This is a genomic window from Thermohalobaculum sediminis (genome assembly GCF_023487995.1).
Lineage (GTDB): Bacteria > Pseudomonadota > Alphaproteobacteria > Rhodobacterales > Rhodobacteraceae > Thermohalobaculum > Thermohalobaculum sediminis.
This window is the reverse complement of the sequence record NZ_JAMFKN010000001.1, coordinates 21,933-35,322: the sequence shown is the minus strand read 5'-3', so window position 1 is coordinate 35,322 and position 13,390 is coordinate 21,933. Positions and strand designations below refer to the sequence as shown.

General features: G+C 68.2%; 11 protein-coding genes and 1 tRNA gene. 2 read left to right on the top strand and 10 right to left on the bottom strand.

Translation table 11 applies throughout. The annotated features are described in order from the left end of the window. Nucleotides 1-11: 11 nt before the first annotated feature. From M1105_RS00170 to M1105_RS00125, 10 genes are all read right to left on the bottom strand, one after another. Entirely contained in the window at nucleotides 12-476 is a 465-nt protein-coding gene (locus M1105_RS00170; protein WP_249578323.1) for a thermonuclease family protein, read from the bottom strand. Nucleotides 477-479: 3 nt separating this feature from the next. Further along, entirely contained in the window at nucleotides 480-2,081 is a 1,602-nt protein-coding gene (locus M1105_RS00165) for a carboxyl transferase domain-containing protein (protein ID WP_249578322.1), read from the bottom strand. Nucleotides 2,082-2,139: 58 nt separating this feature from the next. Further along, nucleotides 2,140-3,303, bottom strand: a complete 1,164-nt coding sequence (locus M1105_RS00160; RefSeq protein WP_249578321.1) for an isovaleryl-CoA dehydrogenase — start codon at nucleotides 3,301-3,303, stop codon at nucleotides 2,140-2,142. Further along, a complete protein-coding gene (locus tag M1105_RS00155; protein WP_249578320.1) occupies nucleotides 3,285-3,914 on the bottom strand; it encodes a TetR/AcrR family transcriptional regulator in 630 nt (209 codons plus the stop codon). Before M1105_RS00155 ends, M1105_RS00160 begins: the two co-directional genes overlap by 19 nt. Before the next feature lie 231 nt (nucleotides 3,915-4,145). Continuing rightward, on the bottom strand, nucleotides 4,146-4,592 hold the full coding sequence (aroQ, locus tag M1105_RS00150; RefSeq protein ID WP_249578319.1) for a type II 3-dehydroquinate dehydratase: 447 nt from the start codon (nucleotides 4,590-4,592) through the stop codon (nucleotides 4,146-4,148). 78 nt (nucleotides 4,593-4,670) lie between these two features. After that, a complete protein-coding gene (locus M1105_RS00145; RefSeq protein ID WP_249578318.1) occupies nucleotides 4,671-6,746 on the bottom strand; it encodes an ABC transporter ATP-binding protein in 2,076 nt (691 codons plus the stop codon). A gap of 10 nt (nucleotides 6,747-6,756) precedes the next feature. Beyond that, nucleotides 6,757-7,959: an ABC transporter permease gene (locus M1105_RS00140; RefSeq protein WP_249578317.1), complete on the bottom strand. Its 1,203-nt coding sequence runs from the start codon at nucleotides 7,957-7,959 to the stop codon at nucleotides 6,757-6,759. A 24-nt stretch (nucleotides 7,960-7,983) separates the two neighbouring features. Continuing rightward, nucleotides 7,984-8,919, bottom strand: a complete 936-nt coding sequence (locus M1105_RS00135; RefSeq protein ID WP_249578316.1) for an ABC transporter permease — start codon at nucleotides 8,917-8,919, stop codon at nucleotides 7,984-7,986. 123 nt (nucleotides 8,920-9,042) lie between these two features. Then, on the bottom strand, nucleotides 9,043-10,689 hold the full coding sequence (locus M1105_RS00130) for an ABC transporter substrate-binding protein (protein WP_249578315.1): 1,647 nt from the start codon (nucleotides 10,687-10,689) through the stop codon (nucleotides 9,043-9,045). 267 nt (nucleotides 10,690-10,956) lie between these two features. Beyond that, a tRNA-Cys gene (locus M1105_RS00125) sits at nucleotides 10,957-11,030 on the bottom strand. Between the two features lie 190 nt (nucleotides 11,031-11,220). Here M1105_RS00125 and M1105_RS00120 point away from each other — a divergent pair. Further along, nucleotides 11,221-11,874, top strand: a complete 654-nt coding sequence (locus M1105_RS00120; protein ID WP_249578314.1) for a protein-L-isoaspartate O-methyltransferase family protein — start codon at nucleotides 11,221-11,223, stop codon at nucleotides 11,872-11,874. A gap of 60 nt (nucleotides 11,875-11,934) precedes the next feature. Then, on the top strand, nucleotides 11,935-13,359 hold the full coding sequence (locus M1105_RS00115) for a TolC family outer membrane protein (RefSeq protein ID WP_249578313.1): 1,425 nt from the start codon (nucleotides 11,935-11,937) through the stop codon (nucleotides 13,357-13,359). Nucleotides 13,360-13,390: the final 31 nt, after the last annotated feature.

The window sequence follows — 13,390 nt, the reverse complement described above, 5'->3', positions numbered from 1 at the left end:
GCCCCTCCGGCTCAGCCGCACCAGCCCTCGCGCCGCCCGCCCGAATAGGGCCGCGCGAGACCCGCGCCCACCATGATCGAGGCCGCATCCCGCCCGTCCAGCGTGAGCCGCCCGAGATGCCGGTCGTAGCGGTCGCGCCCTGAAAGCGTCAGCCGCACCTCGCCGGCGCGCAAGATCTCCCAGCCCAGCCGTGCGGTCGCCTGCATCCCCAGCGCCCATTCCGACAGGCATTGCGGCGAGAATACCTCGGGCGTGTCGAATCCCGTCAGCCGCACCGCGCCGCCGGGTCGCCCGGGGCAGACCGCGCGCACCGTGTCGCCGTCCGTCACCCACATCACACGGCAGCGCCCCCCGGGCAGCGGGCCGCCGGTGGCTTCCAGAACCGCCACGATCCCCACCGCCGCGGCGACGATCAGCGCCACCCGCCGCCATGGCCCGAGCATCGAGCGCCGCGCCCGGATGCGCCGCCACCGCACCACTCACATCCGGAACACGCCGAAGCGTGTCTCCGGGATCGGGGCGTTGAGCGCGGCGGACAGCGAGAGCGCGAGCGCCTCGCGGGTGCGGGCGGGGTCGAGGATGCCGTCGTCCCACAGCCGCGCCGACGCGTAGAGCGGGTGACCCTGTTCCTCGAACTGCTCGACGATGGGGCGCTTGAACTCGGCCTCCTCCTCGGCGGACCATGTACCGCCCTTGCGCTCGATCCCCTCGCGGCGCAGGGTCGACAGCACCCCCGCCGCCTGGAAGCCGCCCATCACCGAGATGCGGCTGTTCGGCCAGGTCCACAGGAACCGCGGCGAGTAGGCCCGCCCGCACATCCCGTAGTTCCCCGCGCCGAAGCTCCCGCCGATGATGAGCGTGAGCTTCGGCACCTCGGCGCAGGCCACCGCCGTCACGAGCTTCGCGCCATGGCGGGCGATGCCTTCGCTCTCGTATTTGCGGCCCACCATGAAGCCGGTGATGTTCTGCAGGAACAGCAGCGGAATGCGCCGCTGGCAGCACAGCTCGACGAAGTGGGCGCCCTTCACGGCGCTCTCCGAATAGAGGATGCCGTTGTTGGCGATAATGCCGACCGGCTGGCCCTCGATCTCGGCAAAGCCGCAGACCAGCGTCTCGCCGAAGCGGCGCTTGAATTCGTCGAGGCGCGAGCCGTCCACCAGCCGCGCGATCACCTCGCGCACGTCGAAGGGGATGCGCGTGTCGGGCGGCAGGATGCCGTGGAGCTCCGAAGGGTCGTAGAGCGGCGCGTCGCCCCCCGGCAGCCCGCCATGCCCGCCCGCGCCCAGATGCCCGACCGCGCGCCGCGCCAGCGCCAGCGCATGGGCGTCGTCCTCGGCCAGCGTGTCGGCAACGCCCGACAGGCGCGTGTGCACGTCGCCGCCGCCCAGGTCCTCGGCGCTCACCACCTCGCCCGTCGCGGCCTTTACCAGCGGTGGGCCGGCGAGGAAGATCGTGCCCTGGTTGCCCACGATGATGGTTTCGTCCGACATGGCGGGGACATAGGCGCCGCCTGCGGTGCACGAGCCCATCACCACCGCGATCTGCGCGATGCCCGCCGCCGACATGCGGGCCTGGTTGAAGAAGATCCGCCCGAAATGGTCGCGGTCGGGGAACACCTCGTCCTGCCGCGGCAGGTTGGCGCCGCCGGAATCGACCAGATAGATGCACGGCAGGCGGTTCTGTTGCGCAATCTCCTGCGCGCGAAGGTGCTTCTTGACGGTGACGGGGAAGTAGCTGCCGCCCTTCACGGTCGCGTCGTTCGCGACCACCATGACCTCTCGCCCGCGCACCCGGCCGATGCCCGCGATCATGCCCGCGGCCGGCGCCTCGCCGTCATACATGCCGTGCGCGGCGAAGAGCCCCACCTCGAGGAAGGGCGAGCCGGGGTCGAGCAGCCGCTCGACCCGCTCACGCGGGCTCAGCTTGCCGCGCGCGGTGTGGCGCGCCGTGGCCTCGGGCCCGCCGCCGGCCAGCGCGATCTCGGCGGCTTCGCGCACGGTGGCAAGCGCCGCCTCCATCGCGCGGGCATTCGCGGCGAAGGCTTCGGAGCGGGGCTGGATGCGAGTGTGAAGGACGCTCATGCCTCGGCCTCCCGTCGCCGGGCGTGGGTTTGCGAAGCGCCCACCGGGGCCACGCGCATCACGCGGTCTCCTTGAACAGCTCGCGCCCGATCAGCATCCGGCGGATCTCCTGCGTCCCCGCCCCGATCTCGTAGAGCTTGGCATCGCGCAGCAGCCGCCCGGTGGGGTAGTCGTTGATATAGCCGTTCCCCCCCAGCGACTGGATCGCCTCGAGCGCCAGCGTCACCGCGCGCTCGGACGAATAGAGCAGGCAGCCGGCCGCGTCCTGCCGCGTGGTGCGCCCCGCGTCGCAGGCGGCGGCGACCGCGTAGACATAGGCGCGCGAGGCGTTCATCGCGGTGTACATATCGGCGATCTTGCCCTGCATCAGCTGGAACTCGCCGATCGGCTGGCCGAACTGCTTGCGCTCGTGCACATAGGGCATCACCACGTCCATGCAGGCGGCCATGATGCCCAGCGGCCCGCCCGAGAGCACGACGCGCTCGTAATCGAGGCCCGACATCAGCACGTTGACGCCGCCGCCCTCGCGGCCCAACACGTTCTCGAAGGGCAGCTCGCAGTCCTCGAACACCAGCTCGCAGGTGTTCGAGCCCCGCATCCCCAGCTTGTCGAGCTTCTGGGCGGTGGTGAACCCCGTCATTCCCTTCTCGACGATGAAGGCGGTGATTCCGCGCGGCCCGGCATCGGGGTCGGTCTTGGCATAGACCACCAGCGTGTCGGCATCGGGGCCATTGGTGATCCAGAACTTGTTGCCGTTCAGCACGTAGCGGTCGTTGCGCTTTTCGGCCTTGAGGCGCATCGAGACCACGTCCGACCCGGCGCCCGGCTCGGACATCGCCAGCGCGCCCACATGTTCGCCCGAGATAAGGCCGGGCAGGTATTTCGCGCGCTGCTCGGGCGTGCCGTTCAGCTTGATCTGGTTGACGCAGAGGTTGGAATGCGCGCCGTAGCTGAGGCCCACCGAGGCCGAGGCGCGGCTGATTTCCTCGACCGCGATGACATGCGCCAGATACCCCATTCCGGCGCCGCCCAGCTCCTCGGGCACGGTGATGCCCAAGAGGCCCATCTCACCCATCTCGCGCCACAGGTGCATGGGGAACTCGTTGGTGCGGTCGATCTCGGACGCCAACGGCGCGATGCGGTCCTGCGCGAAGCGGTGGACGGCCTCGCGCAGCGCCTCGACCTCGTCGGGCAGGCCGAAGCTCATGCCGGCGTTGAACATGTCGCTCTCTCCGTCTGTCTCGCGCCGCACATGCGGGCGATCATGTCCCAGTAGCTGTCCTCGATCTCGCGCGGGCTGAGCGCGCCGTGCGGGCGATACCAGGTGGTGATGCCGGTCAGGCAGGCGATCACTGCGCGCGCGGCGAGGCGCGGGCGGACGCAATCCAGCGAGCCGTCGGCCTGCCCGTCGTCGAGGATGTCGATCAGATCCTGCTCGTAGCGCCGTCGCATCGCCTCGACGGCGGCGAAGTTCTCGGGCGTGAGGCTGCGCAGCTCCATGTAGCTGAGGAACACGCCCTCGGAGCGCGGCAGGTGGTGGCGGATGTGGAAGCGCGTGAAGCACTCGAGCCGCGCCAGCGCCGGGGCAGGGCGGTCCAGCCGGGCCTTGTCCCAGGCGTCCAGCAGCTCCGCCATGTGCTCGCGCAGCAGGTCGAACAGGAGCGCCTGCTTGTTGGGGAAATAGCGGTAGAGCGCGGCGGCGCCGAGCCCGATTTCCTCGGCCAGACGGCGCATCGACATCGCCTCGTAGCCGTGGCGCGCGATCAGTCGCAGCGCGGCCTCGCGGATCGCGGCCTCGGTGCGGATGCCGTCTGAGCCTGCGCGGCGCGCCATGACCCTCGCCCCCCGTCGGTCGGTATGGGAACCTGCCGTGTGACGGGGCAGTTTAATTGAACGTTTGTTCATTTCAAGTGGAAAGGCGCCTGCCGAGGAAAAAGCCGGGTACCCCTGGAAACGCCGTGCGATCCGATTTCCGCGCCGCGGCACAACAAGAGGGCGGATCGGATCTCAACGCGTCAAGAAAGTCGTGTAAGAAATTAAAATATCGTGAGAATAATCAGAATCTCACGCCTGCGCCCCGATCATCCGCGCCGCCGCATCGACCGACAGCTCGTAGCCGAGCGGCCCCAGCCCCGCGATCACCGCGGTGGCGGCGAGCGAGACATAGGAGTGGTGCCGGAATGCCTCGCGCCGGTGCGGGTTCGACAGGTGCAGTTCGATCACCGGGATCTCCAGCATCTTGAGCGCGTCGAGCACGGCGACCGAGGTGTGGGTGTAGGCCGCCGCGTTCAGGATCAGCGCGGCCGCCCGGGCGCGGGCCTCGTGGATCCAGCCGACCAGTTCGCCCTCGGAATTGGTCTGCCGGAAGTCGAGGTGCAGCCCCTGCGCGACCGCCCGCGCCCGGGCCCGCGCCTCGAGGTCGGCCAGCGTGTCGCGGCCGTAGATCTCGGGCTCGCGCTGGCCCAGCAGGTTCAGGTTCGGGCCGTTGAGAAGGAAGATCGTGCGGTCCATGTGCCCGTCCCGGTGATGCGTGGCGCCCTCCGCCGTCGATACACCGGGCGCGGCGGGGGCGCAACGCGGGTGCGCGGCCTACTCGGGGGCGGTGGGCGCGTCCTCGACGATGATCACGGGCTCCATGGCGTTCAGCTCCTCCATCGTCAGGTGGCAGGCGATCTGGTGGCCCTTGCCCATGTCGCGCACCGGCACCTCGCCGCGGTCGCACTTGCCGGGCATCATGTACTTGCACCGGGTCTGGAACGGGCAGCCGGGCAGGGGGTTGAGCGGCGAGGGAAGCTCGCCCTCCAGCACGATGTGGCGCTTCTTGACATGGGTGTCGGCGATCGGCACGGCCGAGAGCAGCGCTTCCGTGTAGGGGTGGTAGGGCGGCGCGAAGATGTCCTCGGTCCGGCCCTGCTCCATGATCCGGCCCAGATACATCACCACCACCCGGTCCGAGAGGTACCGCACCACACCGAGGTCGTGGCTGATGAACAGCATCGTGGTGCGGCTCTCGCGCTGGATGTCGGTGAGCAGCTTGGTCACCGCCGCCTGCACCGACACGTCGAGCGCCGAGACCGGCTCGTCCGCCACCACCAGCCGCGGCCGTCCCGCGAAGGCGCGGGCGATGCCGATGCGCTGCTTCTGCCCGCCGGAAAGTTGGCGCGGCATGCGGCGCGCGAATTCGCGCGGCAGCTTGACCATGTCGAGCAGTTCCAGCATCCGCCGCTCGCGGTCGGCGTCCGAGTCGCCCACCTCGAACTGCTGCAGCACGCGGATGATCTGGTCGCCCACGGTCATCGATGGATTGAGGGTGTCGAAGGGGTTCTGGAACACCATCTGAACCTGGCTGACCGTCTGCGGCCCGCGCTTTTCGACCGGCACCTGGCCAAGTTCCAGGTTGCCCAGCCGGATCTCGCCCGAGGTGGCGGTCTCGAGACCCATCAGCACCTTGGCGAAGGTGGACTTGCCACAGCCGGATTCGCCCACGATGGCCACCGTCTCGGCCTCGCGGGCGTCGAAGGTCACCTCCTCGTTCGCCTTCACCGTCCGCTTGTCGCCGCCGCCGAACATGCCGGTCGACACGGCATAGTGCTTCTTGAGGTGATCGACCTTGAGCACCACGTCGCCGGGTTCGATCGCCTCGGCCACCGCGCCCGCGTCGATCGGCGCGCTCCAGTCGATCTCGTCGATGCGCAGGCAGCGCGAGCGGTGACGCTCGCCCGGATCGCCGACCGGGAGCATGTGGATATCCGTCACATTGCACACGCCGTCGCGGAAATGCGCGCAGCGGGGGCCGAAGTTGCAGCCCTGCGGGCGCTCGTGCGGCAGCGGCAGCTGGCCGGGGATCGCCACCAGCGGGCGGGCATACTTGTCGGCGCCCGGCACCGGGATCGAGCGCAGCAGCCCTTGCGTGTAGGGGTGGCGCATCCGGTTGAACACGGTCTCGATGTCGCCTTCCTCGACCGCCTCGCCCGAATACATCACGGTGATGCGGTCGCAGGTTTCCAGGATCAGGCCGAGGTTGTGGCTCACGAAGATCATCGAGGTGCCCATCTCGCGGGCGAGGTCCTTGATGAGATCGACGATGCCTGCCTCCACTGTCACGTCGAGCGCGGTGGTGGGCTCGTCGAGCAGCAGCAGTGCCGGGCGCGACAGCAGCGCCATCGAGATCACCACGCGCTGCTGCTGCCCGCCCGAAAGCTGGTGCGGGTAGGCGCCCATGATGCGGTCGGGGTCGGGCAGGCGCACGGCGTCGAGCATCTCGGCCGCGCGCTTCGCCGCTTCGGCCTCCGAAATGCTTTCGTGGACGGTCAGCACCTCGGTGAGCTGGCGGCCGATCTTCATCGCCGGGTTCAGCGAGGCCATCGGCTCCTGGTAGACCATCGAGATGGCCGAGCCGCGAAGCTCGCGCAGTTCCTCCTCGGACATCTCGGCCATGTCGCGGCCCTTGAACCTGATCTTGCCCGACTTGATCCGCCCGTTCTTGCCGAGATAGCGCATGATCCCCAGCGAGACGGTGGACTTGCCGCAGCCGGACTCGCCCACGAGGCCCATCGTCTCGCCCGGCATCACGGTCATCGAGAAGTCCATCACCGCCGGGATCTCGCCCCTGCGGGTGTAGAACGAGATGTTGAGGTCCTCGATCTCAAGGATGGGCTGGGTCATGGCGTCCTCCTCAGTCCTTGAGCGATTCTTCGCGCAGGCCGTCGGCCAGCAGGTTCAGCCCGAGCACCAGGCTCATCAGCGCGATGGCGGGGAAGAGCGACATGTGCGCGGTCTCGGCCAGGCGCACGAAGCTGCGGCCATGGTTGATCATCGAACCCCAGTCCGGGCTTTCGGGCTGCAGCCCGAGGCCGAAGAAGCCCAGCGTTCCCAGAAGGATCGTGGTGTAGCCGATACGCAGGCAGAAATCGACGATCAGCGGGCCCCGGGCGTTCGGCAGGATCTCCCACAGCATGATGTACCAGGGCCGCTCGCCCCGCGTCTGGGCCGCCGCCACGTAATCGCGCGTCTTGATGTCCATGGTGAGCCCGCGGACGATGCGGAACACGCCCGGGCTCGAGCCGAGGATGACGGCCGCGAAGATGTTGAGCTCGTTCGGCGCCATGCCCACGACGCCCAGCGGGTCGGCGTTGAACACCAGCCCTGAATAGAGCCACAGCCCCACCGCCAGCGTCACCGCAAGGTAGAGCGAAAGCCGCGTGCGGTCCTTCTCGTACTTGGTGAACCACATCAGCGACAGGAACAGGATCGGGAAGATGAAGAAGAATGCCGCCATCCCGATGGGGATCGACCAGGGCAGGGTGACGAAGCCCAGGTCGACCGGCACGGGGCGGTTCACCTCGGGCGTCACAAGCAGGTAGAACAGCAGGATCACCGGGAAGGCGAGCACGAGGTTCGCGAGGAACGACATCACCGTGTCGATCCAGCCGATATAATACCCGGCCGGCAGGCCCAGCGTCGAGCCCACCATGTAGGCGATCAGCGTCGCCGCCGGCGCGATCACCAGCACGATGGCGCTGCCGTGCACGATGCGGCTGAACACGTCGCGGGCCAGGTTGTCGCCGCCCCACAGGAAGACGACGCCGTTCTTGAGATCGACGGTTCCTGGAGGCGCCTTCTTCATCCCGAATGTGAAGGACTGCTCGAGCGGCCCCATCACGGCGATCTGGTCGGCGAAGATCGCTGTGAAGACCCAGAACAGCACGAGCGCAAGGCCCGCCATGCCGATCCGCGAGCCGTAGAGCCGGCCGAACATGCCCAGCCGCTCGCGCACGAGATACCCGGCGCTCAGCGTCACCGCCATTGCGATCCAGGTGGGCCAGAAGCGCGCGATCGACTGGATGACGATCTCGCCGGTGCCGATGGTCTCGACCATTTGGCGTTCCCCCTCCGCCTGCCGTCAGCTCACGCGGATGCGCGGGTTGAGATAGGCGTATCCGATGTCGGAGATGAGCTGCGTCAGCAGCACGACGATGACCGCGACCCACGAGATCGCGAGCAGGAGATTGATGTCGTTGTTCCCGGCCGCCTCGATCAGCGTGAAGCCGAAGCCCTTGTAGTTGAACATCGTCTCGACGATGACGACGCCGGTCAGAAGCCAGGGGAACTGGAGCATGATGACGGTGAAGGGCGCGATCAGCGCGTTCCTCAGGGCGTGCTTGACCACGACCGTACGGAAGCCCAGCCCCTTTAACCGCGCCGTGCGGATGTATTGCGAGGTCATCACCTCGGCCATCGAGGCGCGCGTCATGCGGGCGATGTAGCCCATGCCGTAGATCGCCATGGTCATCACCGGCAGAGTGAAGTTCTCGAAGGTGATCGACCGGGTCGAGGCCACGCCCTTGAACCAGCCCAGCGCGCTCGCGAAGATCACGGTGAACACGATCCCGGTGACGTATTCGGGCGCCGATGTCGAGGCGACCGAGCCGACGGTCAGGGTCCGGTCCAGCCCCGACCCCTCCTTCATGCCGGCGAGGACGCCGATCAGCAGCGCCCCCGGCACCATCACCGCCATCACCCAGAACATCAGGATGCCGGTATAGCCGAGACGCTCGCCGATCACTTCGGACACCGGCTTGCGGAACACGCGGCTCCAGCCCATGTCGCCGCGTACCGTGTTGCCGATCCACTCGCTATACTGCACGAGGAAGGGCCGGTTGAAGCCCTCCTTCTCGAGCCAGCTTTCGACCTCGGCATCGGTCATCCGCATCTCGCCCTCGGTCTTGGCGAGCTTCTCGAGGTTGCCGGGCAGCGTGACCAGGTAGAACACGATCAGCGTGAGCGCGACCATGGTCGCGAGCATCGTGCCGATCCGGCGCAGGATGAACATTAGCATCTGAGACCCCCGTCGCTGCCCCGGCGCGCCCTCATGCGCCTCTAATCGCCGGGCGCGCATGCGCCCGACGTGCCGGGTTCCGGAAAAGCGCGAGCGGCCGATGGCCGCCCGCGCCCCGCGTGCTCAGCTCTCGATCCAAGCGAGGTCGAACTGCATCTCGAAGGCCTGATGCATGTCGACGCCGTGCACGCCCTCGCGGTACGACCGGTAGATCTTGCGCCAGTAGGGCTGGATGATGATGCCCGAGTCGCGCAGGATCGTCTCGATCCGCACCATGAGCTCGCGCCGCTGGTCGGCATCGGCGGTGGCCAGGGCCTTGTCCATCAGGTCGTCGAACTCGGGGTTCGACCATGCCGTCTCGTTCCACGCCGCTCCTGTGCGGTAGGCGAGGTTCAGCACCTGCACGCCCAGCGGACGGCCGTTCCAGTTGGTGGACGAGAAGGGATACTTCGTCCAGTCGTTCCAGAACGTCGAGCCGGGGATCACCGTGCGCTTCACCTTGAGCCCGGCGTCGCGCATCTGGGCGGCCACGGCGTCGGTGGTGTTGCGCCGCCAGTCGTCGTCGATCGAGATGATCTCGAACTCGGTGTCCATGTGGCCGGCTTCGGTCAGCAGCCGCTTGGCCTTCTCGACGTCGCGGACATGCGGGCCAATGTCGGCATATTCGGCGTGCATCGGCCCGACATGGTGGTTCGCGGCCACCGAGCCCGAGCCGTTGAGGCCCAGCTGCAGCACGATCTCGTTGTCGACCGCCGCCTGGATTCCCTGACGCACCCGCTGGTCGTCATAGGGCGGGTTGGCCACGTTCATCCGGATCACGATGGTCGAGCCGGTCGAGATGTCCGAGATCTTCATCCCGATCGCCTCGAGCTGCGGCAGGCTATCGGCCTGGCTCTCGTAGGTCGCGTCGATGTCGCCCGCCTCGAGCGCCGCGATCGTCGTCGTCGGATCGGTGCCGAGGTCGATGAACTCGACCGCGTCGAGATGGAAGCCCGAGACGCCGGGATGGGCGTCGTCGCGCTCGACCAGCGCCCGCACGCTGGTCTCGTACTCGACCAGCCGGCAGGGGCCGAGATAGACGCTCAGCGCCTCCACCGGGTCGGTCGACCCCTCGTAGGAGCGGTGCATCACCAGCATCGGGTAGTCGGTCGAGTTGGCGATGATCGCGATGTCGGGCTCGAGCAGGTGAAGCTTGACGGTGTGGTCATCGACACGCTCGAGGGCGTCGGGACGCACCTTCTTGGTTTCCTTGTCGATCAGCGTGCCCATGCGCGCGGCGACCGAATTGCCCTCGGCGGTGCCATCGCACCAGCGGGTGAAATTGTGGATGATGTCGTCGGCGTTCAGCTCGTCGCCGTTCGACCACTTCAGTCCCTTGCGGATGTTCAGGGTGTAGGTGCGCGCGTCGTCCGAGATTTCCCAGCTCTCGAGGATGCGGCCCTCGAAGGTGAAGTCGTGCTTCCAGCGGACGAGGTAGTCGTTGCACTGGCGCGCGACGTTGCCGAGCTCGGACCAGTCGAACGAGCGCGGGTCCTTGAACGCCTTGACCGGCATGCCGATGCGCAGCGTGCCGCCCTTCTGCGGTGTCTGTGCCCGGGCCGGCGTCGGCAGCACGAAGCCGCCAAGGCTTGCCGCCCCGGCCATCGTCACGCCCAGCCCGGCCATGGTCGCGAGATACTCGCGCCGGTTGAGCTTGCCTTCGCGGAACTGTGCAGCCACACCCGCGGCCATCGGGTGCAGACTGCGATCCGTCATCATCATCTTCGTCATGATCTCTCCCAACCCTTTTGCTTCATTCTTGGGTCTGCTGATCAGCTAAACATGTCCCGGCCCTGACAGCCAAGCAGCATCTGTCGCGCCCGTTCGAGTATTTCCGGGATGCGGGGCGCAAGGGGCAGTGCCCGAGCGACACATTCTGTCGCGTCTCCGACACGATCGTTTCTGAATGTGATCCGACTGCCAGCGCTCGCAGACGGTTGAGGGCGCGCAGGCGGTCCCGGCCCCTGCGGCGGCTCGATCACGATTGCGAGAGGGTGCTGGAGGCGACGGCCGGAATCGAACCGGCGTACACGGATTTGCAGTCCGCTGCGTAACCACTCCGCCACGTCGCCATGGGCCAATGCGGAACGCTCGGCGAGGCCCCGCGGCCATTGCGCTGCGATCCTTAGACAAGCCCGGGGCTGAACGCAAGCGCCACGCGCGGCAAGCGCGACGCCGGGCCGCGCGACGCTCGGTTGCGAAGGTCCTGCCATTGTGGCACAGGGATCGCACGGATCCGCCAACAACAATCGGGATGCTCAGATGACTGACTTCGCGGACGCGCGCAGGGCGATGGTCGACTGCCAGGTGAGGCCGTCCGACGTGACCCGCTACCCGATCATCGAGGCGATGCTGTGGGCTCCGCGCGAGCTGTTCGTCCCGCGGTCGCGGCGCGAGATCGCCTATGCCGAGACCGAGATCCCGCTGGCGCCGGGGCGCGCGCTGATGACCGCCCGCGTCTTCGCCAAGATGCTCGAGGCCGCGGGGATCGGCCGCGGCGATCTCGTGCTCGACGTGGCGCCGGGCACGGGCTACTCGACCGCCGTGCTGGCGCGGCTGGCCGAGGCGGTGGTGGCCGTCGAGCCCGACGCCCAGATGGCGGCCACGGCGCAGGGGCTGCTCGACCAGCTCGAGGTGATGAACGCCGCCGCCGCCGTCGGCGATGCCACCGCGGGCGACCCGGCACACGGCCCCTATGACGCGATCCTGATCAATGGCGGTGTCGAGACGCTGCCGCAGGCGCTCATCGACCAGCTCAAGGATGGTGGCCGATTGGTCGCGGTTTTCATGAATGGCGCCGCGGGACAGTGCCGCATGATAACTCGCGCTGGCAATGCGCTGTCAGAGCGGTATGTTTTCGATGCGACGGCCCCGGTGCTGGCGGGATTCGAGCGAAAGGCTGCTTTCGCCTTCTGAGCCCGACGCCTCGGGGCCCGCGGGGGTCGCCCCGGTGGGGGAGCAACGGATGAGGCGGTCATGGGTTCGGGCAAGGTTCGGTGGCCGGGTGCGCGAGGCGCGGTCCCGGCTGGGGTAAGGCGCGGGCTGGCTGCAGCGCTGGTCTGCAGCGTCTTCGTGCCGGCCTGGGCGGGGGCGCAGACGCTCTCGGACACGCTGGTGAGCGCGTATACCAGCAATCCCGACATCGCGGCGCAGCGAGCCAACGTGAAGGTGTTCTCGGAGCGTGCGGTGCAGGCGCGCGCGGAAGGCAGGCTCAACGTCACGGGGCTCACCAGCTTCACCTTCCAGCGCGACGTGAGCGAGAATTTCGACGACAGCTTCTTCCCCCTCACTCTGCGGCTGGAGGCCGATCAGCCGCTCTACACCGGCGGGCAGGTCGAGAACGCGACCGAGGCCGCCGAGAAGCGGATCACCGGGCAGGAGACGCTGCTGATCGCGACCGAGCAGGACGTCCTGCTGAACGCCGCCACGGCCTTCTTCAACGTGCGCCGCGACATCGCCTTCGTCGATCTCGGCATCAACAACGTCCGCGTGCTGACCGAGCAGCTGCGCGCTGCGACCGAGCGGTTCGAGGTGGGCGAGGTCACCCGCACCGATGTCGAGCAGGCGCGCGCCCGCCTTGCCGCGTCGCAGTCGCAGCTTGCGGCGGCGCGCGGCTCGCTCGCCGCCTCGCGCGAGGCCTATCTGCGCATCGTCGGTGTGCCGGCGCTCGACCTCGCGCCGCCGCCGCCGCTGCCGGCGGTGCCCGACGCGCTGGCCGATGCCGTCGGCATCGCGCTTGTGAACGACCCCACCATCCTGGCCGCGCGGATCGAGCGGGACGCCTCGGGGTCTGACGTGCGCTCGGCGATCGGCGCCCTGCTGCCGCAGGTGTCGCTGGTGGCGCAGGCCCAGCATCTTGAGAACATCGATTCCAGCCAGGTCGACTACCGCTCCTCGGCCAGCGCCGGGGTCCTGGTGACCGTGCCCTTCTATCAGGGCGGCGGCAACTACTCGCGCGTGCGCGAGGCGCAGGCGGGCGTCGAGCGGTCGGTCGCGGACATCACCGCGTCCGAGCGCTTCGCCGTGCAGAATGTCGGCGTCGCCTGGGCCGACCTGCAGGTGGCGCGCGCCTCGATCCAGAACAGCAAGCTCGAGATCAGCGCCGCCCGCCTCGCCTTCGAGGGCGTGCAGGAGGAAGCCAAGGTCGGCGCGCGCACCACGCTCGACGTGCTCGACGCCGAGCAGGAATTTCTCGACGCGCGCGTGCGCCTCGTCGCCGTCGAGCGCGACGAGGCGGTGGCGACCTACCAGCTTCTCGCCGCAATGGGCAAGCTGACGGTCGATCATCTGGGCCTGAGGACCGAGCCCGAGGGCCAGAGCTACTACCAGACGGTCCGGAACCGGCATTTTGGATATGACCGGACCGATGATACAGTCTGGCAGTTCAAGCTGCGTCCCTGAGCGGCAGTCGCGCCGCCGGGACGACAGAACA

Coding starts and splice junctions, on each gene's coding strand:
- M1105_RS00165 (WP_249578322.1), bottom strand. CDS start 2,081: ATGAGCGTCCTTCACACTCGCATCCAGCCCCGCTCCGAAGCCTTCGCC.
- M1105_RS00160 (WP_249578321.1), bottom strand. CDS start 3,303: ATGTTCAACGCCGGCATGAGCTTCGGCCTGCCCGACGAGGTCGAGGCG.
- M1105_RS00155 (WP_249578320.1), bottom strand. CDS start 3,914: ATGGCGCGCCGCGCAGGCTCAGACGGCATCCGCACCGAGGCCGCGATC.
- aroQ (WP_249578319.1), bottom strand. CDS start 4,592: ATGGACCGCACGATCTTCCTTCTCAACGGCCCGAACCTGAACCTGCTG.
- M1105_RS00145 (WP_249578318.1), bottom strand. CDS start 6,746: ATGACCCAGCCCATCCTTGAGATCGAGGACCTCAACATCTCGTTCTAC.
- M1105_RS00140 (WP_249578317.1), bottom strand. CDS start 7,959: ATGGTCGAGACCATCGGCACCGGCGAGATCGTCATCCAGTCGATCGCG.
- M1105_RS00135 (WP_249578316.1), bottom strand. CDS start 8,919: ATGCTAATGTTCATCCTGCGCCGGATCGGCACGATGCTCGCGACCATG.
- M1105_RS00130 (WP_249578315.1), bottom strand. CDS start 10,689: ATGACGAAGATGATGATGACGGATCGCAGTCTGCACCCGATGGCCGCG.
- M1105_RS00120 (WP_249578314.1), top strand. CDS start 11,221: ATGACTGACTTCGCGGACGCGCGCAGGGCGATGGTCGACTGCCAGGTG.
- M1105_RS00115 (WP_249578313.1), top strand. CDS start 11,935: ATGGGTTCGGGCAAGGTTCGGTGGCCGGGTGCGCGAGGCGCGGTCCCG.